Source organism: Enterococcus sp. AZ188 (assembly GCF_050544075.1).
GTDB lineage: Bacteria > Bacillota > Bacilli > Lactobacillales > Enterococcaceae > Enterococcus_D > Enterococcus_D entomosocium.
The window spans coordinates 3,123,146-3,147,886 of the sequence record NZ_CP172943.1 but is presented as its reverse complement, the minus strand read 5'-3'; the positions used below and the strand labels follow the sequence as shown (position 1 = coordinate 3,147,886).

The 24,741-nt window shown below is 43.3% G+C and carries 18 protein-coding genes; 15 read left to right on the top strand and 3 right to left on the bottom strand.

Annotated features, from left to right (window positions below):
• The first annotated feature begins 24 nt into the window (after positions 1-24).
• Positions 25-1,053: a Gfo/Idh/MocA family protein gene (locus tag IGI86_RS14445; protein ID WP_010749991.1), complete on the top strand. Its 1,029-nt coding sequence runs from the start codon at positions 25-27 to the stop codon at positions 1,051-1,053.
• A 78-nt stretch (positions 1,054-1,131) separates the two neighbouring features.
• On the opposite strand, the gene IGI86_RS14440 is transcribed toward IGI86_RS14445, so the two are convergent.
• Positions 1,132-2,040, bottom strand: a complete 909-nt coding sequence (locus IGI86_RS14440) for an ArsR/SmtB family transcription factor (protein ID WP_086316568.1) — start codon at positions 2,038-2,040, stop codon at positions 1,132-1,134.
• A 246-nt stretch (positions 2,041-2,286) separates the two neighbouring features.
• Between IGI86_RS14440 and IGI86_RS14435 the strand changes: the two genes are divergently transcribed.
• From IGI86_RS14435 to IGI86_RS14395, 9 genes are all read left to right on the top strand, one after another.
• A complete protein-coding gene (locus tag IGI86_RS14435; RefSeq protein ID WP_422705550.1) occupies positions 2,287-3,528 on the top strand; it encodes an extracellular solute-binding protein in 1,242 nt (413 codons plus the stop codon).
• Positions 3,529-3,683: 155 nt separating this feature from the next.
• The gene (locus tag IGI86_RS14430; RefSeq protein ID WP_430617486.1) at positions 3,684-4,559 is read left to right on the top strand and encodes a carbohydrate ABC transporter permease; all 876 of its coding nucleotides are present in this window, start codon (positions 3,684-3,686) and stop codon (positions 4,557-4,559) included.
• 11 nt (positions 4,560-4,570) lie between these two features.
• On the top strand, positions 4,571-5,404 hold the full coding sequence (locus IGI86_RS14425; RefSeq protein WP_042890647.1) for a carbohydrate ABC transporter permease: 834 nt from the start codon (positions 4,571-4,573) through the stop codon (positions 5,402-5,404).
• Between the two features lie 18 nt (positions 5,405-5,422).
• On the top strand, positions 5,423-7,216 hold the full coding sequence (locus tag IGI86_RS14420; RefSeq protein ID WP_087664606.1) for a glycoside hydrolase family 2 protein: 1,794 nt from the start codon (positions 5,423-5,425) through the stop codon (positions 7,214-7,216).
• 30 nt (positions 7,217-7,246) lie between these two features.
• Positions 7,247-8,653: a glycoside hydrolase family 43 protein gene (locus IGI86_RS14415; RefSeq protein ID WP_430617485.1), complete on the top strand. Its 1,407-nt coding sequence runs from the start codon at positions 7,247-7,249 to the stop codon at positions 8,651-8,653.
• Between the two features lie 205 nt (positions 8,654-8,858).
• Positions 8,859-9,785 carry an alpha/beta fold hydrolase gene (locus IGI86_RS14410; protein ID WP_086332683.1) on the top strand — a complete coding sequence of 309 codons (927 nt, stop codon included), beginning with the start codon at positions 8,859-8,861 and terminating at the stop codon, positions 9,783-9,785.
• A 125-nt stretch (positions 9,786-9,910) separates the two neighbouring features.
• Positions 9,911-10,990, top strand: a complete 1,080-nt coding sequence (serC, locus tag IGI86_RS14405; protein WP_005233933.1) for a 3-phosphoserine/phosphohydroxythreonine transaminase — start codon at positions 9,911-9,913, stop codon at positions 10,988-10,990.
• Complete coding sequence (locus IGI86_RS14400) at positions 10,991-12,175, top strand: phosphoglycerate dehydrogenase (RefSeq protein WP_016609459.1); 1,185 nt, start codon at positions 10,991-10,993, stop codon at positions 12,173-12,175. It abuts the gene before it with no gap.
• The gene (locus IGI86_RS14395; protein ID WP_101699343.1) at positions 12,175-13,398 is read left to right on the top strand and encodes a DUF1015 domain-containing protein; all 1,224 of its coding nucleotides are present in this window, start codon (positions 12,175-12,177) and stop codon (positions 13,396-13,398) included. Before IGI86_RS14400 ends, IGI86_RS14395 begins: the two co-directional genes overlap by 1 nt.
• 43 nt (positions 13,399-13,441) lie before the next feature.
• On the opposite strand, the gene IGI86_RS14390 is transcribed toward IGI86_RS14395, so the two are convergent.
• Positions 13,442-14,791, bottom strand: coding sequence for an Nramp family divalent metal transporter (locus tag IGI86_RS14390; RefSeq protein WP_005231816.1), 1,350 nt, complete (start codon positions 14,789-14,791; stop codon positions 13,442-13,444).
• 156 nt (positions 14,792-14,947) lie between these two features.
• Positions 14,948-17,290 (bottom strand): ABC transporter ATP-binding protein/permease, encoded by a 2,343-nt coding sequence (locus IGI86_RS14385; protein ID WP_008380388.1) that lies wholly within the window; start codon positions 17,288-17,290, stop codon positions 14,948-14,950.
• A 138-nt stretch (positions 17,291-17,428) separates the two neighbouring features.
• Between IGI86_RS14385 and IGI86_RS14380 the strand changes: the two genes are divergently transcribed.
• The 5 genes from IGI86_RS14380 to IGI86_RS14360 all read left to right on the top strand — a co-directional run bounded on the left by IGI86_RS14380 (position 17,429) and on the right by IGI86_RS14360 (position 24,705).
• On the top strand, positions 17,429-17,914 hold the full coding sequence (locus tag IGI86_RS14380) for a MarR family winged helix-turn-helix transcriptional regulator (protein WP_008380390.1): 486 nt from the start codon (positions 17,429-17,431) through the stop codon (positions 17,912-17,914).
• Positions 17,915-18,074: 160 nt separating this feature from the next.
• Entirely contained in the window at positions 18,075-19,862 is a 1,788-nt protein-coding gene (locus IGI86_RS14375) for a glycoside hydrolase family 13 protein (protein ID WP_008380392.1), read from the top strand.
• Positions 19,863-20,166: 304 nt separating this feature from the next.
• The gene (locus IGI86_RS14370) at positions 20,167-21,219 is read left to right on the top strand and encodes an aspartate-semialdehyde dehydrogenase (protein ID WP_008380394.1); all 1,053 of its coding nucleotides are present in this window, start codon (positions 20,167-20,169) and stop codon (positions 21,217-21,219) included.
• 122 nt (positions 21,220-21,341) lie between these two features.
• Positions 21,342-23,024: a ribonuclease J gene (locus IGI86_RS14365; protein WP_430617484.1), complete on the top strand. Its 1,683-nt coding sequence runs from the start codon at positions 21,342-21,344 to the stop codon at positions 23,022-23,024.
• Positions 23,025-23,265: 241 nt separating this feature from the next.
• Complete coding sequence (locus IGI86_RS14360; RefSeq protein ID WP_430617483.1) at positions 23,266-24,705, top strand: MFS transporter; 1,440 nt, start codon at positions 23,266-23,268, stop codon at positions 24,703-24,705.
• The last annotated feature ends 36 nt before the right edge of the window (positions 24,706-24,741 follow it).

The following is a 24,741-nucleotide window of genomic DNA, read 5'->3' as shown; positions in this document are numbered from 1 at the left end:
GAAGAAAACCGAGGAGTGTCAGACATGAGTGCAATCAATTTTGCAGTAATCGGATATGGCGGCATGGGTGCGTACCATGTCCACAATATCTTACCAAATGAAAACGAACGAATCCACATCGTAGGAACTTACGATATCAATGAAGAACGTCAAGCGATCTCCCAAGAAAAAGGCCATAAGATCTTTAAAAGCTATGATGAAGTCTTAGCCGATGAGACGATCGAAGCAGTATTGATCGCCACACCTAATGACTTGCACAAAGAGTTATCGATCGCTGCGTTGAAAGCCGGCAAACATGTTGTTTGCGAGAAGCCAGTTGCGCTGAATACTGCGGAACTAGATGAGATCGTGGCGGTTGCCCAAGAAACCGGCAATACCTTTATGGTTCACCAAAACCGCCGTTGGGATCCTGATTTTTTACTTGTACGCGAACTGTACCGTAATGGACAGATCGGCGATTTGTTCCAATTAGAATCACGGGTCCAAGGGGCAAACGGCATCCCAGGAGACTGGCGTCATGTGAAAAAACAAGGCGGGGGAATGCTCTTAGACTGGGGCGTTCACTTGCTGGATCAAATGCTATGGCTGATCGACAGCCCAGTGAAAGACGTCAAAGCGGATCTTAGCTTTGTGTTGGGGGAAGAAGTCGATGATGGGTTCTTCGCTTTGATTACCTTTGAAAATGGGGTCAAAGCAATCGTGGAAGTTGGAACCTCCAATTACACGCAATTGCCTCGCTGGTACATCAAAGGAACGGAAGGAACAGCCACCATCACCGATTGGGATCTAAATGGTGAAATGGTTCAGGCAACAGGTCGCGAAGACGTGGCCGCACCAAAACCAGTTCAAGCAGGCGTTGGCTTGACGAAAACGATGGCACCGCCATCGGAATTGGCAGCCAAAGAGATTCCTTTCCCGAAAGCCGAAGCGGATTTTGAACCTTTCTACAAGAATTTTTACAACGTTGTACGCAACGGTGCCGAACCTATCGTTAAAAACGAAGAAGTCCGAGCAGTGATGCAGTTGATCGAACGCATTTTTGCCACAGCGTAAGAGAATAGAAAAAAGCACTAGCTGAGGGAGTGGTCTCTCTTCGCTACGTGCTTTTTTTGTGTAATGGAACGACAACAGTCATTCCGATACGTAAAAATTGAACAATAAATCTTGAGGATAATTTCCCCATCGATCGCCGAAAATGGTCAAACCACCAGCGTTTTCGGCAGTTGCAGGTGCAGCAATTTTAAAGGTGAAAAAGTCACTGTGGTCTAAGTCGATTTCATTCAGGTTGTGATCTGTTAATTTTTCTCCATCGAGGGAAGTATCATAGCGATTGATGCGTAAATGCTTAAGCAATCCATATTGACTGAACTCATCGATCCACCATTGCGGAGTCAGAGAACCTCTGACATCCGAAAAGTTTCCTGGTACGGTGTAACTACCGATGCAGTGATTGTTTAAGTAAAAGTAAAGATCACTGGGCCAATAGTTATTCGAAATTGGGAACTCTGAAGCGATCTCCATACTGATTTCCAGTAATTCGATTTTTTCACCATTTTTCAAAGGATTTGGGATTTTGTATTCTAAAAAACCGTTATTTAGCCAGATGATACTTGCATCAACACGTTCTTGATCCAGAAAAGATTTTGGATCATCTAAGGCGCCAATCAAGCGGTCTTTGGTCGCCATTCCACAAGAAGGCTCAGCTTTAAAATCGGTGAAGTGGCCGATTTTCACAGATTGGGAGGTTAGATTCATTTCTGGAAACACTTTTGCTGGGAAATTGATATTGATGAAATCAGTTTTTAGAGACAAATATTTTTTCTTCCAGTCTTGCCCCGATCCTTTTTCGGTTTTGATCAACTGAGCTTCTTCGAGTTTACGGATATGTTTGGTCATTAAAGCATTGCTGATTGCTAATTTTTGTCCAATTTCACTGATGCTTTTCTTCTTATCGCCTAATTCTCTTAAAATCGCTAAGCGAGTTTCATTTGCCAGTGCTTCGTAGATCGGTAAAGATGCGTTTGTTAAATCCAATTCCATAGCGATCACCTCGTTATACTAAAATGTTTAATGAAAAGATAGTTTAATTATAACATAACCTTGTGGATTTACAAAATAGTAAAATGATATAATTTTTGGTTATACCTTGTTAAAATAATGTTGACAGCGTTTTATATTTATAGTAACTTTACGGTGTAAACATTATTTGACGATAGTCTAACGATTATGTTTATTGATAATTGGATGTCATTTTACTTTTTAGTTAAATTAAAAGGAGTGTAAAAAATGAAAGTAAGTAAATCTATTGTTTTAGTAGGGACAAGCTTATTATGTACAGTGTTGTTAGCTGCTTGTGGCGGGAGTGGTAGCTCAAGTAATAATTCAGAAATTTTGCTTTGGTCGTCGACGACAGGACCAGACGGTGAAAAAATCAAAAAAACGATTGATCAATACAATGAAACAGACCCAGACTTTAAAGTGAAGTTAGTAAGCATGCAAGGTGACACCTTTACTTCAAAGTTGACGACTGCGGGGAAATCGGGGAAAGGTGTTCCTGATTTGGCTTTGATTGCCTCAGAAGCTTTGCCTACGTACAAACACCAAGAGATGCTTGAAACTTGGGATGACATGATCGATGGGACAGAATTGGCACGGGAAAACTACGTTGAAGCTGCTTGGGACACTGGTGTAGTGGATGATAGTCAATATGGGATTCCGGCAACCATGGGTTCGTGGGTGATGTATTACAACCAAGATTTGGTGGATAAATATGTTCCAGGAGCGTTGGATGATGGCGTAGTGACGTATGAAGAAATCAGACAAGCTGGGGAAAAAGCAAAAGCAGATGGTATCTATAGTTTTGGCTATACATGGGGCATGCAGAATTATTCGAATCTCTACCAACAAATGGGTGGGGAATGGCAAGATGCACAAGGAAACATCAATATCGATAATGAGTTTTCTTACAATGCCGTTCAAGAGTTTAAGGATCTGTACGATGCCGGCTACATGGTCCCAGATGGTGAAGATGCAAATAAACTTTTTGCAAACCAGCAACTGATTTTTCTTCCAGAAGGAACATGGATGCTAAGTAATATGGAAGAAATCAGTGACTTCACTTGGGGCCAAACATTTACTCCTCAATGGGATGCGGAACATATCATTCAAGGTTCAGGCGTCGATCAGTTTGCAATGTTCAAAACGAACGAGGAACGTTCCGATGAAAAGAAAAGTGGCATGGTCGACTTTCTGACTTGGTTACAAGCAAACCAATTAGAGTGGGTCAAATCAGGTGCAAATCCTACTTCCTTAGCTATGCTAGACAATGAAGAATATGTTGAGATGCCACAATCCTTCTTATTGAAGACAGAAAAAGGACAAGCGGCAATTTCTGTTAACGCAGTTGATGGCTTATCGTATATCTTTGGTGAATATGATAATCGCTCATGGGACATGATCACAGGAAAAGCAGATATTCAAACGACGTTTGGTGAGATCCAAAAAGTTGTAGAAGAAAAGATGAAATAATCTTCTCACATAGAGGCTGTGGCAGAAGGAAGAGCGACCATAAAAAGAATTCAGTCCATTTTTTGATAGGGGAGGAATTCTGATAGGCTTAAAGGGCTGTCACAGTTGTTTCTTGTTGAGAGCTGCACTAGAAATACAAGGAAGGATGGGTATTGATGAAAAAAAGGTTAAATGGCTGGCCAATCGTTTTTATTGGTCCGCATATGCTCCTTTTTCTTTTATTCTTTTTAGTTCCTGCAGTGATTGGGATCTATGTTTCTTTTACTGAATGGGATCTGTTCAGTACACCGATTTTTGTCGGGTTTGATAATTTTCAAACGATTTTGTTTGATCAAGACTCGTTGTATCATACGCAATTTTTTAATGGAATGAAAAATACGCTGTTTTTTGCGGCAATCTCCGTTCCGTTATGTATTGTAATTCCCTTGTTGATAGCGGTTGCATTGTCTGCTAAACCAAAAATGATGCGTTTTTTTCAATCGATTCTCTATCTGCCAACACTGTTTGCAATCTCTGCCGTCATGATTATTTGGGGGTTCCTTTTGAGCAAATCTTTTGGGCCAATCAAAGAAGTATTCGGTATCGACATCAATTTTGTAGGCACGCAACCATGGGCATGGATCGCTATTTTGATCGTGACGATTTGGTGGACATTAGGTGGGAATCTAATTATTTATGTTGCTGCATTAAATGGCGTCTCTAAAGAGCAGTTAGAAGCAGCAGAATTAGATGGTGCAAATAGTATAACGAAATTTTTCCGTATTTCTTTGCCGAGTATTCGCAACCAGCTTGTTTTTACCACGGTCATGACGACCATCGCTCAGTTTAATATTTATGGTCAGCCACTAATGTTGACGGGTGGCGGACCCAACAATTCTACTCGCGTGTTGATGATGTACATCCAAGAAAATGCTTTTGGTAGTAGTACCTCGGTTGCAGGAATTTCTTCAGCGATGGCTATTTTACTAGGTTTTGTAATCATGGCAGTTTCGATTGTGCAATTTATGGTCATCAAAAAAATGGAAAGATAGGAGGGAAGAAGATGCGAGAAAACAAACTAGGGAAAAGAATTGCCTTTATTTTGCTAGCGATCGTCTGTGTGATTTGGCTCTTTCCTTTGATATGGGCAATTTTTACCTCGTTTAAATCGGAGGCAGAGATTCAAAAGGTTGGGTTCAGTTTGATTCCACAAGATTGGACGCTGGCTAACTTTTTGGGCTTGTTACAAGGCAATGATTCTTCTCCTGTGTTCCGCTGGTTTGTGAATTCAATGATTATTTCAACTTCACATACGCTGTTGGTTATGGTGATCGTCTCGTTTGCAGCCTATGGCTATACACGACTCACCTTTAAGGGGAGAGATTTGATTTTTGCCCTATTGTTAGGAACGATGATGTTTCCCGGGGTGGTCAATTTGATCCCGAATTTTAAAATCGTTGATACGTTAGGTTGGACTAATACATTTCTGGCAGTCATCGTTCCTGGGGCTGCAGGTGTTTATAACATTTTCCTCGTTCGGCAGTTCATTTTAGGGATTCCTAAAGAATTGGATGAATCGGCTGTGATCGATGGGGCCAACGAGTTTCAAATCTTTTATCATATTATCTTACCACTGATCAAACCTGTATTGACGGTGGTTGCGTTATTTAGTTTTACTGGCTCATGGAATGACTTCTTGTGGCCATCGATCGTGATAAACGATATTGATAAATTACCGATTACACCGGGGCTGCAGTTGCTACAAGGGCAATACATGACCTATCCGGGAATTGGAACTGCCGGAGCAATCTTGGCTTTGATCCCTACCTTTTTATTGTATTTGGTGGCGCAAAAAAGCTTTATGGCGTCAATGTCGTTGCAAAGTGGCATAAAATAATTTGTTTTTGGAGGAAATATGAGTAGAGAAGAATACCCGAGACCGCAATTTGAGAGAGAGAATTGGTTAAGCTTAAATGGTGAATGGCAATTTACCTTTGATGACCAAAATCTTGGTTTAAAAGAAAAGTGGTACACAAATGAAGCAAACTATCCGTACAAGATCAATGTTCCCTTTGTCTATCAAAGTGCATTGAGCGGCATTGATCATCGAGAAGTGCACGACGTTGTATGGTATTATCGGACCTTCAATGTGCAAGTCCCTGAAAAAAGTCGTGTCCTTTTGCATTTTGGGGCGGTGGACTATGAAGCAGATGTGTTTGTCAATGGCAATCATGTGAAAAATCATTGCGGAGGGCATACCTCGTTTGCTATAGACATCACGGATGCTCTAGTATCTGGACAAGAGCAAATACTAAGTGTGCGAGCATTTGACCCGCATTTTGATGAAAGCATTCCACGGGGGAAACAATTTTGGGAAGAAGAATCAGCAGGAATCTGGTACACAAACTCAACAGGGATCTGGCAGCCAGTCTGGCTTGAAGTAGTTGCTGAAACCCATCTGCAACAGGTGAAATTTACGAGTGATTTTGATGCTGGCGCCGTGAAGATCGATGTAGAACTGAACCAGTTACAGCCGCAAGTAGTCTTAGAATATCAAATCTATTTTAAGGATGCTTTAGTTACCAGCGGAAAGGCAGACTTTATCACTTCTAAGTTGAGTTTTGCAGTTGATATTTTCCAGCAAGAAATTTTTCGGACGAATTTTCACCACGAAGGCTGGTCTTGGACACCTGAAAAGCCGCAATTATTTGATGTTGAATTGACACTTAGAGAAGCAGGGAATGCCATCGATCAGCTAAAAAGTTATTTTGGTATGCGTAAAATACATACAGAAAACGGTATGATTTACTTAAATAACAAGCCTTACTACCAGAAGCTGGTGCTCGATCAAGGATATTGGCCGAGCGGTTTGTTAACTGCACCAACAGATGAGGACTTTAAACAAGACATCTTATTGGCCAAAGAAATGGGATTTAATGGTTGCCGAAAACATCAAAAAACAGAAGACCCACGCTTTTTATACTGGGCAGATAAATTAGGATTTCTTGTTTGGGGAGAGTGTGCGGCGCCGGCAATCTATACCGATCGTTCTGTGATGCGTTTGATGCAAGAGTGGGCAGAGATCATCACTCGGGACTATAGTCACCCTTCGATCGTTACTTGGGTACCAATCAATGAGAGCTGGGGTGTACCAAAAATATCATTTGATCGTCAGCAACAGCATTTTTCTCAAGCAATGTATCACTTTATCCATTCGCTAGACCAGCAACGGTTGGTTATTTCAAATGATGGTTGGGCGATGACGGAGACCGATATTTGTGCGATTCATAATTATGCGCATGGGCAAGAATCTGAGCGGCAAAAATATCTATACTTCAAAGACAGTCTCAGCACGAGAGAAAAATTGGTGAATCGAGTATCGACCCCCTGGCCGATTTTCGCTGGAGGATTTTCTTATCAGGATCAGCCTATTTTATTGACTGAGTTTGGCGGTATTGGCTTCGATGTTTCGGGGCAACCCGGTTGGGGCTATACCTCAGTGGAAAATCAACAAGATTTCTTGAAGGATTATCAGCGAATCATGACAGCTGTTTATGATTCTGTCGGACTCTGGGGCTATTGCTACACTCAGTTGACAGATGTTGAACAAGAAATCAATGGATTACTGACCTATGACCGCCAACCAAAAGTTGATTTGGCAGCGATTAAAGAGATCAATGAGCAGTTTCATCCACCACAGATAGAATAAAATGATTGGTAAGGAAAGGAGCGATGTCCGATGGGGAAATCAGCAGCTTGGCTCAGTGGAGTAAGTATCTTGATTGCTGCGCTTATGATAACCGGTTGTAGCGCTGGAACTGATCCAGGGGAAGAAGTGTCCGATTTTACATCAATTATCGATAATGATGGGGCAGATCCTTGGATCTTGCAAACGGAAGCGTTCTTTTATTATACCAAAACGACTGGGAATAATTTAACGCTTTGGCGTGCTGAAAACCTCTCTCACGTTGCTGCTGGTGAAAAAAAGATCATCTGGGAAATGCCAGCAGAATTTGAAAGTATCTGGGCACCTGAGCTTCATTACTTAGATGATCGCTGGGTGATGTATTTCGCGGCTAATCGTCCTTCAGAAACGCATCGTATGTACGCATTAGTCAATCATCAAAAAGATCCTTACATGGGTGAGTGGCAATTGGAAGAGATCAAAGGGATGGATGATAAATTTGCGATTGATGGAACAGTCTTAGAGATCAATGACAAACGCTATTTCCTTTGGTCGGGCTGGGAAGGGTATGAAAATGTCGCGCAAAATCTTTATTTAGCGGAAATGGCCTCCCCTACGGAAGTGATTGGGGAGAAACGACTTATCTCAGAACCAGAATATGAATGGGAAATGCGGCAAACACCATTGATCAATGAAGCCCCTCAAGTGATGATCAAAGACGAAACAGTCAATTTGGTATACTCTGCCAGTGGAAGCTGGGACAATGATTACGCTCTTGGTCTTATGACCCTAGATGTGGCTGATGATCCGCTAGAAAGAGCGAACTGGCAAAAGGAACCAGCGCCGATTTTCCAACAGACAAACACTGTCTATGGACCTGGTCATAATGGATTTGCCAAATCAAAAGATGGTTCTGAAGACTGGCTGATTTATCATGCTGCTCGGTGGGATCATTCGGGCTGGAACCGTTCGATCCGCTTACAAAAGTTTGGTTGGGATCAAGAGGATAAAATTCTAATGGAAGCTCCTTTGGATGAATGGCATGTTCAAGCGTTGCCAAAAGCTGAGCCCAATCGACTGCGATTAACTGCTAGCCGTGCTTTGCTGGAGGGCGATTTAGTGCTTGTCGAAGATGAGGCAGCACTCTCTAAGAAAGTCGTCCAAGGCTTTGAATCAACGACTGACAAAATTATCTTTGCTCCGCAGATTGAAGAAGCAGACGAATTTCTGGTGATTGCCTATGTCAAAACCACTGATTATCTCTCCTTGAATGACCCAATTCAGGTCAGGATTGAAACGAAACAAGCAAACCACATGGTGGATGTCTATCCTTCCGAATATTATCAACCGCTACAAGTCCGCATGAAGTTACCGAAAGGGGCGCAGGAAATCACCCTTTCGTCTGAGATTGGGGTGGATACGCTAAGTATTGATCGTTTAGAAATCGTCAAATTCAAATAAAAAATAGTGAGGAAGTTTTCCAATCCAAGCGATGGGTAATGATCGTTTGACTCCTGCTACTTTGTCTCTAGACAATGTGGCAGGAGTTTTTTTATCCTCGCAAATTCCCAACTCCTACCGCCATAGCCTAAAATTCCATGTATAATAAAGAAAACGACCGTTTTATTTGGCGGAGGGAAAAGAAAAAGCAAAAGAGGTGCAAACTATGAGGATGAATCAAGAAAAGCTGACTTCATCAAATGGGAAGGATCAGCTTTTTGTCAAAACGTGGCTGCCAGAAGAACAGCCAAAAGCAGTCGTGCAAATCGTCCACGGAATGATTGAGCACATTGAACGTTACCATGAGTTTGCGGAATGTTTAACTGCACAAGGCTATGCGGTGGTCGGTCATGATCACTTAGGGCATGGGCAATCCGTGAAGGACACACAGGCTTATGGGCATTTTGGTGAAAAAGAGGGCGCCAACTATTTAGTGGCAGATGCGGGAGTGGTCCATAAGTACGCAGCTGCTTGCTACCCAGACCGACCATATTTTATCTTAGGGCACAGTATGGGGTCGCTGGTTTTGCGGAATTATTTGTTTAGTCAGCCACATCCATTGACAGGAGCGATCATCATGGGCACCACGATGGAAAAAGCCGTGCTGATGCAAGGAGGCAAACTCGTTACGAACTTGTTGCGGCCGTTTGCCGCTCAGCAATGGCCTTATCACGTAATGGAACAGCTAGTTTTTGGCCAGCACAACCGGCGTTTTCGTCCCAATCGGACCGCCAAAGATTGGTTGACCAGTGATCCGCAGCAAGTGGATCGCTATTTGAAGGACCCTTACACCCAATTTCATTTTTCTTTAGCAGCTTACAAGGATCTCTTTACATTGACACAAGCTGCCAGTGATCCGGATCAACTGCGCAAGATTGATTCAGAATTGCCGCTGCTGCTGATTTCAGGTGGAGACGATCCTGTTGGGCACTATGGCAAAAGCGTCCGCCAATTGGCTCAGCAACTGAAGCAAAATGCTGACGTGACGATGTATTTGCTCGAACATGGCCGTCATGAGATTTTGAATGAGCGCAACCGCGAGATCGTTTACAATGAAATTTCTCGCTGGCTATTTGAAAAAATGCCGAAATGACGAACGTTAAGAAATTGGTAGTCTTTTCTGAAAATTCAAAATTATTTTCCCTTTTAAGGCTTTTTTCATTTTCGGCTATCTGTTATAATGATTTTCACATCTAACATAAAGGAGAGATTTTTTGTATGACAGTTTATAACTTTTCAGCTGGTCCTGCCGTATTGCCCCGTCCCGTATTGGAGAAAGCACAATCCGAACTTTTGAATTACCGCGGAAGTGGGATGTCCGTTATGGAGCTGAGTCATCGGTCCTCCTTGTTTGAAGCAATCATTAAAGATGCAGAAGCACTTTTACGAAAATTAATGGGAATTCCTGAAAACTATCAGGTACTGTTTTTACAAGGCGGCGCGAGTCTCCAATTCAGTATGATCCCTTTGAATCTTGCACAAAACAAAAAAGCCTTATACGTAAATACCGGTTCTTGGTCGAAGAAAGCTATTGAAGCAGCAAAAGCGCTTGGAAACGTGACGGTGGAAGTCATTGCCTCTAGTGAGGATCAAAACTTTACTTATATTCCAGAAATTTCAGAAGATGCGATCGATCAAGAAGCGGCTTATTTGCATATCACCACGAACAATACCATTGAAGGGACGGCCTTTCAAACGATTCCGCAGGCTGGCAATGTGCCGATCGTAGCAGACATGTCCTCAAATATTTTAGCCAATGACTATCGCGTAGAAGACTTCGGTGTGATTTATGCTGGGGCCCAAAAGAATATTGGTCCTGCAGGGTTGACGGTAGTGATCATCCGAGAAGATTTACTCAATGATGATGCTGTTTTCGCTCCAATGCTGGATTATCGTCTACAGGCTAAAAATGACTCATTGTACAATACACCACCAACGTATGCTATCTATATTGCTAAATTGGTGTTTGAATGGTTGGAAGAATTAGGCGGCATTCCTGCAATTTTAGAACAAGACCGCCAAAAAGCGGCGCTTTTATACGAAACGATCGAAGCCTCTGCTCTTTACAGTAGTCCTGTGGCTGTTGATAGCCGTTCACTAACGAATATTCCTTTTGTAACAGGGGATAAAGCATTAGATCAGCGCTTCAATGAAGAAGCTGTCAAAGCTGGTTTTGAGAACTTGAAAGGGCATCGTTCCGTTGGAGGAATGCGAGCAAGCTTGTACAATGCCTTTCCATTAGCTGGCGTTCAAGCGTTAGTCGACTTTATGAAATCATTTGAAGCGGAGGTCAAATAAATGTTCCAAATCAAAACATTCAATGCGATCGCACCAGAAGGATTACAGCGTTTAGAAAAAGAAAAGTATGCCATCAACGAGAGCGACCAACCGCAAGGGATTTTGCTGCGCAGCCAGAAATTGCACGATTACGCTTTTCCTGAAAGTGTCTTAGGTATTGCTCGTGCAGGGGCTGGGACCAACAACATTCCCGTCAAAGCATGTACTGAAAAAGGGATCGTCGTCTTTAATACACCCGGTGCCAATGCCAATGCGGTCAAAGAATTAGTGATTGCTAGTCTGCTCTTAAGTGTCCGCCCGATTTTACGAGGTGCCCAATGGGTCCAAACCTTGAGTGGTGATAATGTGGAAGAACAAGCAGAAGCGCAAAAAAGTCAATTTGCTGGAACAGAGTTAGAAGGCAAAAAGTTAGGAATCATCGGCCTTGGTTCTATTGGAGCGATGGTCGCCAACGATGCTTATCGTCTAGGGATGGAAGTAGTCGGTTATGATCCTTACGTGTCAGTGGATACTGCTTGGACGATCTCTCGTCGGGTCAAGCGTGCCAATGATATTGCGGAAGTCTTTTCAACCTGTGATTTTATTACGGTTCATGTACCGCTAATGGAAAACACCCATCATCTCGTCGGGGAAGCCGAACTTGCGAAAATGAAACCAACAACGAAACTATTCAACTTTTCCCGTAAAGAAATCGTCGATACAGATGCCGTTTTACGTGCATTAAAAGCCGACCGTTTAGCGGGCTATACGACTGATTTTGCAGATGAACAATTGCTGCACAATGAAAAAGTACTCGTCTTGCCGCATTTAGGTGCATCAACAGAAGAAGCTGAAGTCAACTGTGCCAAGATGGCAGCCCGAACATTGAAAAAATTCTTGGAATTCGGGACCATCAAGCGCTCGGTGAATTTTCCAACCGTTGAGATGGCTTTTCATTCGCCTTATCGTCTGACGATCATCAATCGCAATGTACCGAATATGTTAGGTCAGATTTCGTCGATCATTGCGGAATCTGGGATCAATATCGACAATATGCTGAATCGTGGACGGGAAGACTTTGCTTACACCCTAGCCGATGTCGCTTCTGAAGATGAGGCATTGTTGAATCAATTAGCCGATAAACTGCGGGAGAACGAAAATATCGTTCGTGTACGGGTCATCAAAAATCAGGAGGTTGGGTATTAATGGTTCAAGTATTTCCGTTTAAAGCCATTCGTCCAGAAGCCTCATTGGCAGAAAAAGTGGCCGAGCTGCCTTATGACGTGGTCAATTCACAAGAAGCCGCAGCGTTTGCGCAAGGCAATCCTTACAGCTATTTCCACATCGACCGTTCGGAGATCGACTTGCCAGGAATCGATCCTTATGATCCACAGGTGTATCAAAAAGCGGCTGAAAATCTTGCATCTTTTCAAGAAGAAGGCTGGTTGATTCAAGAAACGGCGCCCGCATATTATTTGTATGAATTGACGATGGCTGGCAGAAGTCAAACTGGGCTTGTCGCCTGTACCTCGATCGATGATTATGTCGCTGGGAAAATCAAGAAACACGAGTTTACCCGTCCAGAAAAAGAAATCGATCGGATCAATCACATTCTGGCATGTGATGCCAATACAAGTCCGATTTTCTTGAGCTATCGCCAACCAGCAGCAGTCAAAGAAGCAATCGATGCGTGGCAAGCAGAGCATGCGCCGATCTATGATTTTGTCAGCTATCATGAGGTGCAGCATCGTGTTTGGCTGATCGATGATCCAGCGCTAGTCGCCTCTTTTGCCCAGCAGTTTCAGGCTGTAGATGCCCTCTATATTGCGGATGGACATCACCGTACAGAGTCAGCAGTTAAAGTTGGCTTGCAAAAGCGAGCCGATGGCCAAAGCAGCCAAGAAAGCGACCGCTTTTTAGCAATCTTATTCCCAGAAAATGAATTAGCGATTTGGGAATACAATCGGGTCTTGCGGGTACCAGTGCCAGAAACCTTTTTTGAGCAGGCAGCCCAGCATTTTACGATTCAAGAAACTACAACGAAGAAACCAGCGCAACGTGGTTCGATTCATCTGTACCTAAACCATGCGTGGTGGGAGTTGACCATCAAACCGGAATCTGTGCCGCAAGATGCGGTAGGACAGCTGGATGTGTCGCTTTTACAACAATACGTGCTGGCTGATATTTTCGCGATCCAAGATGTGCGGACAGACAAACGCATTGATTTTGTCGGCGGAATTCGTGGTCCAGAAGAATTGGAACGTTTGGTAGATAGCGGAGAATGGACATTGGCCTTTTCCATGTATCCAACGCAAATGGCCGATCTTTTGGCAGTCGCCGATGCGGGAGAAATTATGCCGCCAAAATCAACTTGGTTTGAACCAAAACTGTTGAGCGGTCTGTTTTTACATGATTTAGAAACGAATTAACCAAAAAAAGCTTACGAGGCTAGCTCGTAAGCTTTTTTCGATATTAGAAGTTGCCGAGTGTTTCGATGATCAAGCGGACATTCAAGACCGTCAGTGCAATGGCACAGATCCAGCCTAAGGTAGAGACCCATAGCGGATTCTTGAAGCGTTCCCCCATGATTTTTTTTGAGCTGGTAAAAAGAACCAACGGAATCATCGAAACGGGTAAGGCGATGCTTAAAAAGACTTGCGAATAAATCAGCAGATCGTCCAAGGCTTGTTCGTTGCCGCCAAAGTAAATCGTACAAAGCAAGACGGGGATCACCGATAAGCCACGGGTGATCAGACGTCGCGCCCAAGTAGGGATCTTCATATGGATAAATCCTTCCATCACGACTTGCCCCGTCAGTGTCCCAGTGATCGTTGAATTTTGACCAGATGCCAAGAGCGCCACGGCAAACAGAACGCTCAAGACTGGACTGGCGACAGCACCAGCAATGGAGGAATCTTGCAAAGCATCGAACAGCGCGGAGAAGGTGCCGACTTCTTCGCTATGACCAAAGAACAAGGCGCTTCCTAAGATCAAAAGCAGGCAATTGACCAAAAAGGCAGCGGATAATTGGATATTGGAATCCCAAGTAGCGAACCGCACGGCCGTTGCCACTTCTTGGGTATCGCTGCGATCGATTTTTCGTGATTGGGAGATCGAAGAATGCAGATAGAGATTATGCGGCATCACAGTCGCACCAACGATCCCCAACGCCATTGTCAGCTGTCCATGGTTCAAGACTTGCTTTTGGGGAATAAAGCCTTGCAAGACAGCAGGCAAATTTGGTTGAGCAATAATGACTTCGTAACAAAAGACCAGCATAATGACCAAAATCAGTGTCATGACGATCGCTTCGATTTTTCGGAAACCCAATTTCATTAAAAAGAGCAGAAGCAATACATCGAAAATCGTTAAGATGACCCCAACTAATAAAGGTAAGCCGAATAGTAGATTGAGAGCGATCGCTCCTCCGATCACTTCCGCGATATCCGTTGCCATGATAGCCAATTCGGTGACGATCCACAAGACAAAGCCTAAACCTTTGCTGGTGTGTTTACGAGTTGCTTGCGCAAGGTCCATCTGGGTCACGATCCCTAGCTTGGCTGCCATGTATTGCAGCAGCATAGCGATCAAACTGGAAATCAAGATCACAGAAAGTAAGAGATAGCCATATTCAGCACCGCCACCGATCGAGGTGATCCAGTTTCCTGGGTCCATATAGCCCACGGCTACCAATGCCCCAGGACCAGAGAACGCTAAGAGATTGCGCCAAAAGCTGCCGTTTTTTGGAATGGCAACTGTATTATTTATTTCTTCCAAGCTAGGACCGTTGGCCGCTTGGATCAATTTTTTTTCATCATTCATCGTTTCACGTCCTATCTTTTTAGGTATACCTAAAAACAAATCTATTGTATTCCTCATTTATGAATTTTTCAAGAGAAACCTTTTGGAAGTCAGAAGGAAGGACAAAAAAACAGCAGCCAAAGGAATGGCTGCTGTCTGCTGGGTTTTCTTATAAAATTAGTCGGCGCGTAAAGCGATCGCTGCATCTTTTTTCGCTGCCATTCGAGCTGGAATGTGGCCGCCGATCATGGTTAGGACGGTGCTGACAGCAATCAAGATCAGGCCGTGGACCGGATTTAATTGAGCAACATTTTCGAGATCAGTCATACTATATAAGATTGCGTTGATCGGGAATGTGGCTAACCAAGCAATGAGGACACCTAAAGCTCCTGAAGCGATCCCTAAAATACAGGTTTCGGCATCGAAGACGCGGGTGATGTCTTTTTTACGAGCACCTAATGCTTTTAAGACCCCAATTTCTTTCGTGCGTTCTAGTACAGAGGTATAAGTGATGATACCGATCATGATCATGCTGGTTACCAAGGAGATTCCTGCAAAAGCGATCAAGACATAGGTGATCGCATCCATCAAGCCGCCAGTCAATTGAGTCATCGTACCGGCTAAATCGGAATAAACGATTTGGTCTTCTTTGTCTTTGCCTTTGTTGAAGTCATCCAAGTAATCAAGGATTTTTTCTTTGGCACTGAAATCATTTGGATAGATCATAATGCTGTTTGGTAAATCACTGCCGCCAAGATAAGCGATCAATGAATCTTTAGCACTTTCGTCAACGGGTTCATTCGTCATCACGTTGGTGTCGCTGTCTTTTTGGGCTTGGACGATCGCTGAGTCTTGGTTTTCTTTGATGACTTCTTGCGCGAGGGCATCACTGTAGGCAATGCCGGTTGACAGCAAGTTCATCGTAGAGTTTTGCTTGATACGTAAGATTCCGCTGATCGTTAATTCTTTGTTGTTGCTGTTATCGAAAACTTCATTTAAATCTTGGTTTGGAATGAAGTTTCCAGTCGGCAATTCGGTGTAAAAGGCATCATTAGACGCCAATGTGATTTTTGTTCCCACGATATCGTCGAAGGAAACCGTGTCACCATCTTCAATATCAAAACCGAGATTGATCAATGCATTGACATTCGTTACGTTGTTTTCATCGACGATCAAAACGACATCTGTGCTGGCACTTGGGTAGCTACCTTCTAAAAGGTCATAGTTGTCTTTTAAGAAATTGCCGTTATCCTCTGATAACTGCTCAGGGAAAGTCGAAACCCCAATACCGGTTGAGGCACTCATGGCAGACATCATGGCATTGGTCTGTTCATTGTCAGGCGACGCGTTGGAGAAGCTGACTTGTTCCACATTGTCATCGATCTTGCGGAAAAGATTCAATGAAGTTGAACGAGTGTAGCCGATATTGTTACTTAACTCAGGATCAATGTCGTTGATGTAATCGAGAAACTCTTGATCGATTTTGTTGATATGAGTTGCACGATCCGTATCACTTAATTTGGCAGTGACCTCTTTATCTGAAGGGAAATCTTCAGATTTATCCCGCGTACCCATCGCTGATGGATCTTGTTCAGTGGCCACTTGTGAGATCGTGATCGGAAAACGAGCTAATGTTTCTGACTGGGTATTGTCGATTTGTTTTTGGAATCCCGTTGATAGTGACAAAACAATGGCGATTCCGATGATTCCGATACTAGAAGCAAAGGCTGTCAAGAAGGTGCGCCCTTTTTTGGTTCGGATATTGTTAAACGACAAACGTAAGGCCGTCATAAAACTCATTTTTGTGTGCTTTAATTCGAATTGGTCTTTCTTTTGGCCTTCGACATGGGGGTTCGAATCTTTAATGATTCGTCCGTCTTTGAATTCAATGATCCGTCCAGCGTATTTGTGGGCCAATTCAGGATTATGAGTAACCATGATGACCAATTTTTCTTTTGATAGTTCTTGGATCAGTTCCATGATTTGGACACTTGTCTCTGAATCTAAGGCACCTGTAGGTTCATCACAAAGGAGGATATCAGGATCATTTGCTAAGGCACGAGCGATCGCTACCCGCTGCATTTGACCACCAGAAAGCTGATTTGGTTTTTTGTGCATATGCTCAGCTAAGCCCACACGCGTCAAAGCATCGGTTGCTTTGGCGCGTTTTTCTTCTTTTGACACACCGCTCAAGGTCATTCCAAGCTCGACGTTGTCGATGATGCCTAAATGACTGATCAAATTGTAGCTTTGGAAGACAAAGCCGATCGAATTGTTCCGATAGGCATCCCAGTCGCGGTCTTTAAAGGACTTGGTTGATTTGCCATTGATGATCATATCACCAGAGTCGTAATTATCTAAGCCGCCGATCACGTTCAACATGGTTGTTTTCCCAGAGCCGCTTGGCCCTAAAATGGCAACAAACTCTTGTTTACGAAAGGCGACGGTGACGCCGTCGAGGGCTTTCGTAGTACTGGCGCCAACTGTATAATACTTCTTGATATCTTTTAATTCTAACATGGGGTCACTCTTTTCTTGCCGTTTTCACGATTATTTTCATTATGTAACCACGCTATCATAATGGTTAACAAAAATCAACGATTATCATTGTTTAAACAAATAATTTATACTAAACTAAAGACAGAAAAGAGGGAGAGTATGGAAAAAGCGTTAGGAACATTCAATATGGCGGTGTTTGCGGAGATCTTTTCGCTGATGGGAAACATATTGTTTGAAGAAATCGGTCTGGAAGATTTAAAATTGACCAAAATGGAAATCTTGGAACTCGTGGTGATCTCTAGTAATGAAGGAATTACGATGTCCGAGTTAGCCCAGCAAATCGGTACATCAAAAGTCCAAATCAGTCGTTCGATCTCGGGGTTGGAAAAGGCTGGCTTTGTGGTACGCAAAACCAACGGCGTCAATCGTCGCAACGTCAATGTTTATTTGGAAGAAGCTGGGAAGCAGTTGTTTGTCCAAAAGAAAAAACAAGTGGAAGACCGCTTGAATGCCAAAACCGCTCAAATGGCTGTGGAAGATATCCAGCAGTTGAGTCAGTCGTTGACGGAGGCAGTGGGGATCTTGCGTAAATATGACATTTTACGGACTGGCAATCAATGTGAGAAGAAGACACCGTTTGATTAAAAAAGGGTGAAGCAATCGTTTGCTTTTCAATCACTGAATTAATTTCATATTGACTTATATTATCGATTTTTTAGATAAAGCAACCGATTGCGTTTTTCTCTTGTTTTGACTTCTGATTTGTGCGACAATGGGTGTATCAAACAAGTCAAAGGAGTCTGCTATGAATACTACTGCCATCTATCATCGTCCCGAAAGTGAATTTGCGTATTTGTACGAGAAGGATAAAATGCATATCCGTTTGCGTACCGCCCGTCAAGACGTCCGCCATGTCCAGCTGCTTTGCGGTGATCCTTACACACTGTATAAAGAAGCTTGGTACCAACAAAGAATTGAAATGCAAAAAATTCTTTCCACGGACTTGCATGATTATTGGCAAGTATCGGTCGGAGCAGAATTCCGCCGTTTGTCTTACGGCTTTTCCATCGAAAGTTACGATGGGTTGCATGTCTTCTATGGGGATCACGGGGTCTACCCCTTTGAACAGCAATATTTAGAAATGAACAACAATTATTTTCGGATGCCTTACTTCCAAGAAGCCGATCGTTTCAAAATTCCCGAATGGGCGAAAGAAACGGTTTGGTATCAAATTTTCCCTGAGCGCTTTGCAAATGGGGACCCATCAAATGATCCTGAAGGTGTGTTGCCATGGAGCTCAAAAAATCCCGATCGCCAAGACTTTTTCGGTGGGGATCTACAAGGAGTCATCGATCATTTGGATTACCTTGTCGATCTAGGAATCAATGGGATCTATTTCTGTCCGATTTTTGAGGCATATTCGAATCACAAGTATGATACCATCGATTATTTGGCCATCGATCCTGCTTTTGGTGATAACGATACCTTTAAACGATTAGTGGAGGAATGCCACAAACGCGGCATCAAAGTTATGCTGGATGCTGTTTTCAACCATATGGGGGATACTTCGCATCAATGGCTAGATGTCATCAAAAACGGCAAAGATTCGCCGTTTGCTGATTGGTTCCACATCAATGAGTTTCCTGTCAACTACAAAGAAGGGGAAAACTTTGAAGATGCTTATGACATCACCTATGATGTTTTTGCCTTTACGCCGCATATGCCGAAACTCAATACGGAAAATCCCGATGTGCAAGATTATTTGTTGAAGATCGCTCGTTATTGGATCGAAGAATTTGATATCGATGCTTGGCGCTTGGACGTGGCTAATGAAGTTAGTCACTTCTTCTGGAAAAAATTCCGCCAAGTGTGTGATGAGGCCAAAGATGATTTTTATATCCTTGGGGAAATTTGGCATTCTTCTCAACGCTGGTTACAAGGCGACGAGTTTCATGCAGTGATGAACTACGCCTTTACAGATGCAATCATTGAATATTTTGTCAAAGACGAGATCTCCATGACGAAAATGGTCTCGGAATTAAATAACCAGCTGATGTTGTATCGGGAGCAAACCAACCAAGTGCAGTTCAATATTTTGGATTCTCATGATACCCCGCGTTTGTTAACTTTGGCTCGGGGAGACAAAGACTTGATGCGCCAAGTGATGGCCTTTACGTATCTGCAACAAGGAGTTCCTTGCCTGTATTACGGCGATGAGATTGGTTTGACCGGTGATATGGATCCGGATTGTCGTAAATGTATGATTTGGGATGAGGAAAAGCAAGATCGTGATTTGCTGCATTTCACCCAGTCATTGATCAAACTACGCAAAGACAACCAAAAAGTCTTATCTGAAGGTTCCTTGAGTTGGAACTGGGTTTCGGAAGAAGATGGCCTGATCATTTTCGAACGAGAGTTGGGGGCACAGCGGATCATCGGTATTTTCAACACTGGCGAGGACCAACTTACACTCTCTCGTCCTGATTCAATTTTGATGGAACAGTTTGTCCAACTGGAAGATGAGACGATGATCATCGATAACAAAGGCTTTGCTATCGTGAAAGTAAATAACGAAGAATCGAATGAAGCATAAAAATGAGGCAAGAATTGCATATGCAATTCTTGCCTCATTCAATGTTTTGGGTATTTTTAATTTCCCCATGCACGTTGGAAAGAATCTTCCCCAAAATTCCTTCTGTCGGTATTATATCCTATAACACCTAAATGTGACAAATGATAACCCTTAAATATAGGTAGTTTTTTCCTGAAACGGGGAAAACGATTGAAAATTTAGATAGTTCTGCCTTCTTTTTGCGCTTCTTTCCACGAAAGGCCTTTTCTTTTTTACAAGATATGATAAACTAGTAAAAATGTATTTTTATTCGAGGAGTGATTTGATGAGTACAGGGTATCACATAGCAGTTGTCGGAGCTACCGGCGCAGTAGGAACAAAAATGATTGAGATGTTGGAGAAGACCACGTTACCGATCAAAAAAATAACGTTGTTGGCATCCAAACGTTCTGCTGGGAAGACCCTTGTGTTCAAAAATGAACCACTCGTTATTCAAGAGCTGACCGCAGATTCCTTTGCGGGAGTCGATATTGCATTGTTCAGTGCCGGTGGTGGCATTTCAAAACAATTTGCTCCAGAAGCAGTCAAACACGGTGCAGTCGTAATCGACAATACCAGTCATTTTCGGATGGATCCGAATGTTCCTCTAGTCGTTCCTGAGGTGAATCCTCATGCATTAGCGCAACATAAAGGAATCATTGCCAATCCGAATTGTTCAACGATTCAAATGATGGTGGCATTAGAACCGATTCGTCAAAAAGTCGGTTTATCGAGGGTCTTGGTTTCAACGTATCAAGCAGTTTCAGGTGCTGGCGCACAAGCCTTGGCTGAATTGACTCGTGAATCTCAAGAACTATTAGCCGGCAAAGCCGCTGATGAACTAAATCCTGAGATTTTACCAGCAGGCAGCGATAAAAAGCACTACCCAATCGCGTTTAACGCCTTGCCACAAATCGATGTCTTTGCTGAAGACGACTATACTTACGAAGAGTGGAAAATGATCAATGAAACGAAGAAGATCATGGAAGATGCGCAGATCAAAGTAGCAGCTACGTGTGTGAGAATCCCTGTGTTTAGCGGTCATTCGGAGTCGATTTATATCGAGACCAAAGACCATGCCAGTGTTGAGGAAGTTAGGCAGTGGATCAGCGAAGCCCCAGGAGCTGTCTTGCAAGATGATCCGAGTCAACAAGTGTACCCGCAAGCTTTGACCAGTGTGGACAAAACGGCAACCTTTGTTGGTCGGATTCGCAAAGATTTGGATGTCGAAAACGGCTTGCATTTATGGGTCGTTTCTGATAATTTGCTGAAAGGTGCGGCATGGAACTCTGTTCAAATCGCCGAAAGCCTGCATCAGCAAGGATTAGTTCATGTGTAAACCATAAGTTTTTCAGAAAAGTGTGGTGAATGCCACGCTTTTCTTTTTTTTGTTGTATAATAATAGGGACGGCTTATGCTTGGGAAATAATACAGTAGAAAAAAATTAAGAGGTGAATAAAAGTGGAAACGATAAAAATCATTCCTCTTGGCGGTGTACGCGAAAACGGAAAGAACATGTACATTGCTGAAGTTGGCGAGGATATATTTGTGCTGGATTGCGGTGTCCGTTATCCAGAAAATGAATTATTAGGGATCGATACAGTGATTCCAGACTTCACATATTTAGAAGAAAATGCCGACCGTGTGGCTGGTGTCTTCTTGACCCACGGGCATGCAGATGCGATTGGTGCATTGCCTTATTTCTTGGAGAATATCCAAGTACCGGTCTTTGGGACCGAGTTAACGATCGAACTAGCAAAATTGACCGTGAATAAAAATGAAGCTACCAAGCGCTTCAAAGATTTTCATGTGATCGATGAACATTCGGAGATCGACTTTGGCCATGCGACCATCAGCTTTTTCCGTACGACCCACTCTATCCCTGATTCTGTTGGAATCAGCGTAAAAACAGAAGCTGGCAATATCGTTTATACAGGAGATTTCAAGTTTGACCAAACAGCGATCCCTATGTATCAAACCGATTTTGGCCGCTTAGCGGAAATTGGAAAAGAAGGAGTCTTAGCATTGCTAAGTACGTCCTCAAATGCCGAAAATCCAACGCCGATTGCTTCTGAATTGACGATCCAAGATGAAGTTTATGACAATATCCGTTACTGGGAAGGTCGGATCATCGTCGCTAGTGTTGCTAGCAATTTGCAACGGGTGCAACAAGTACTAGATGCGGCGTTTCGTTCTGATCGCAAAGTCGTTTTGACCGGGCAAGATTTTGGTCGGATCATTAAAACGGCTATGAAGTTAGGGAAATTAAAATTACCAGCTGAAGACTTGCTGATCACCCAAAAAGAAATGAAAAAATACTCAGACGAACAGTTGTTGATTTTAGAAACAGGTCGTATGGGCGAACCAATCAAAGCGTTGCAAAAAATGGCCAACGGCTCTCACCGGACGCTGCGCATCAAAGAAGGAGATCTTGTTTACATCACAACGACGCCGACAACGGCAATGGAAACGGTGGTTGCGAAAACGGAAGATATCATCTATCGCGCTGGCGGTACCGTGAAACAGATCTCGGATAATTTCCGTGTTTCTGGTCATGCCAACCCGAATGATCTGCAGCTGATGTTGAATATGATGAAACCGAAGTACTTTATCCCTATTCAAGGCGAGTACCGCCAATTAGCCGCCCATGTGGACTTGGCGCAAGAAGTCGGGATTCCGATGAAAAATATCTTCATTACTGCGCGTGGGGATGTTTTAGAATACAAAAAAGGCGAAATGATCGCCGCAGGTGCGGTCGCAGCTGAAAACGTCATGATCGATGGGATCGGTGTCGGTGATATTGGGAATATCGTCCTGCGAGACCGCAAAGTCTTATCTGAAGACGGAATCTTCGTTGCGGTAGTGACGATCAATCGTCGTGAAAAGAAAATTATTTCTGCGCCTCAAATCACTTCTCGCGGGTTTGTATACGTGAAAGCCAGCCGTGACCTGATTCGTGAAAGTGGCGAGATCGTGGAAGAAATCGTAGAAAAACACCTTCATGATGAAGAGTTTGAATGGAGCAAATTGAAACAAGATATCCGTGATCGTTTGAGTCGTTTCTTGTTTGAACAAACCAAACGCCGTCCAGTCATCTTGCCGGTCATCATGGAATCAAGCCAAAGAAATCGCAACCGTAAATAATTCGTTTTGACCTACTGACAAAAGCAGGTGAAAGAATAGCCGTTTGACGGCCGATTTCTTTTCACCGAAGCTTTTGTCTTTTTTTGTGCAAGAAACAGGCGACGTTTTTTCAATAAATGCCCCTTATTTTGATCGTGAATGGGCAGATAAGGATTGACGGCGAATGGATTTCGATCAATAATACAAAGTTGTCCCCCTAAGACTAGAGGAACAAAATAAGCAAAGAGAGGATGGTCGATTTGTGAATAGTTATCAAGAAAACCCCGTAGTACAACAGAGAAAGTGGTGGATTCTCATTGCTGTTTCGATGTTTACCTTTATGTCAACACTGGATGGGAGTATCGTAAATATCGCATTGCCGACGATCTCGGCAGATATGGGTGTCCCTATGAATCAAGCGGAATGGGTCGTGTCCGTTTACTTGATGATCGTTTGTGCCTGCCTTTTATTATTCGGTAAGGTAGGGGACAGTTGGGGCAAAATCAAAGTTTTCCGCTTGGGAATGCTAATTTTTATTATCGGTTCGCTGTTATGCGGGTTTAATCACTCCTTAGCATTTCTTTTATTTGCCCGAGTGGTGCAAGCGATCGGTGCTAGCATGACGATGGCGACGAATACCGGAATCATTACTGAAGTTTTTCCTATGAGTGAACGAGGACGCGCCTTAGGGATGATTGGTGCCTTTGTTTCGTTAGGCTCCATCGCCGGTCCTGGATTAGGCGGAGTGATTTTGGCGCATTTTTCTTGGCCGTTTATTTTTTGGATCAATGTTCCTGTCGGTATTCTGACGATGATTGCTGGAGAAAAGGTGTTACCAAAAGATATTACCATGAGTCATGATTCCATCGATAAAACCGGGTTTGTGCTGTTTTCAATTGCAATTATCAGCTTCTTCGGCGGCATTTTTCTTGGACAAGAGCGTGGCTTTCTAACGTGGCTGCCGCTGCTGTTGGGTGGGATCGCTTTAGTGGCATTCATCGTCTTTTTGCGAGTAGAAGCGCGTGTGAGCAAACCGCTGATTACCTTTGGGATCTTTCGTAATAAAATTTTCACCATGAGCCTGATCACGGCGTTGCTGATCTTTTCTGCAAACTTTTTTGTCAATGTCGTGATTCCCTTTTATTTGCAAAGTGCCCGAGGCTTAACGCCGAGCGTGGCAGGAATGCTGATGATGGTCTTTCCTTTGATGATGGTCATTGGTTCACCACTTAGCGGGTATTTGACGGACCGTGTAGGACCGGAGATTTTGGTCTTAGCTGGCTTAGCGTTGCTGTCCATCACTCAGCTGATGTATATGTTTATGAATCAGGATACGCCGATTTGGTATTATATCGTTGCCACTGCCATCATGGGACTTGGCAATTCGTTGTTCCAATCCCCAAACAATACGATGGTAATGAGCAGTGTCACCAAAGAAAATCTTGGGGTGGCAGGTAGTCTAAATTCCTTTGCCCGCAATTTGGGCATGGTGTTAGGGATATCCTTAGCAACGACGATTCTCTATGCAGCAATGAGTCAAGCGTATGGAAAGCATGTGACGACCTATATCGCAGGTCGGGCAGATATTTTTGCCTATGGCATGAAAATCACCTTCTTTGGGGCGTTCCTTCTTTGTATCACGGCGTTATTCTTAACCATCTGGCGCATCTATAAACAAGGCGGACGTAAGAAAACGCTATGATCGCTTGAAGTCATCAGGTCGAACTGTTCTATTCCT

Bases quoted from the DNA above. Each gene is read 5' to 3' on its own strand.
- IGI86_RS14445 (WP_010749991.1), top strand. From the start codon at position 25: ATGAGTGCAATCAATTTTGCAGTAATCGGATATGGCGGCATGGGTGCG.
- IGI86_RS14440 (WP_086316568.1), bottom strand. From the start codon at position 2,040: ATGGAATTGGATTTAACAAACGCATCTTTACCGATCTACGAAGCACTG.
- IGI86_RS14435 (WP_422705550.1), top strand. From the start codon at position 2,287: ATGAAAGTAAGTAAATCTATTGTTTTAGTAGGGACAAGCTTATTATGT.
- IGI86_RS14430 (WP_430617486.1), top strand. From the start codon at position 3,684: ATGAAAAAAAGGTTAAATGGCTGGCCAATCGTTTTTATTGGTCCGCAT.
- IGI86_RS14425 (WP_042890647.1), top strand. From the start codon at position 4,571: ATGCGAGAAAACAAACTAGGGAAAAGAATTGCCTTTATTTTGCTAGCG.
- IGI86_RS14420 (WP_087664606.1), top strand. From the start codon at position 5,423: ATGAGTAGAGAAGAATACCCGAGACCGCAATTTGAGAGAGAGAATTGG.
- IGI86_RS14415 (WP_430617485.1), top strand. From the start codon at position 7,247: ATGGGGAAATCAGCAGCTTGGCTCAGTGGAGTAAGTATCTTGATTGCT.
- IGI86_RS14410 (WP_086332683.1), top strand. From the start codon at position 8,859: ATGAGGATGAATCAAGAAAAGCTGACTTCATCAAATGGGAAGGATCAG.
- serC (WP_005233933.1), top strand. From the start codon at position 9,911: ATGACAGTTTATAACTTTTCAGCTGGTCCTGCCGTATTGCCCCGTCCC.
- IGI86_RS14400 (WP_016609459.1), top strand. From the start codon at position 10,991: ATGTTCCAAATCAAAACATTCAATGCGATCGCACCAGAAGGATTACAG.
- IGI86_RS14395 (WP_101699343.1), top strand. From the start codon at position 12,175: ATGGTTCAAGTATTTCCGTTTAAAGCCATTCGTCCAGAAGCCTCATTG.
- IGI86_RS14390 (WP_005231816.1), bottom strand. From the start codon at position 14,791: ATGAATGATGAAAAAAAATTGATCCAAGCGGCCAACGGTCCTAGCTTG.
- IGI86_RS14385 (WP_008380388.1), bottom strand. From the start codon at position 17,290: ATGTTAGAATTAAAAGATATCAAGAAGTATTATACAGTTGGCGCCAGT.
- IGI86_RS14380 (WP_008380390.1), top strand. From the start codon at position 17,429: ATGGAAAAAGCGTTAGGAACATTCAATATGGCGGTGTTTGCGGAGATC.
- IGI86_RS14375 (WP_008380392.1), top strand. From the start codon at position 18,075: ATGAATACTACTGCCATCTATCATCGTCCCGAAAGTGAATTTGCGTAT.
- IGI86_RS14370 (WP_008380394.1), top strand. From the start codon at position 20,167: ATGAGTACAGGGTATCACATAGCAGTTGTCGGAGCTACCGGCGCAGTA.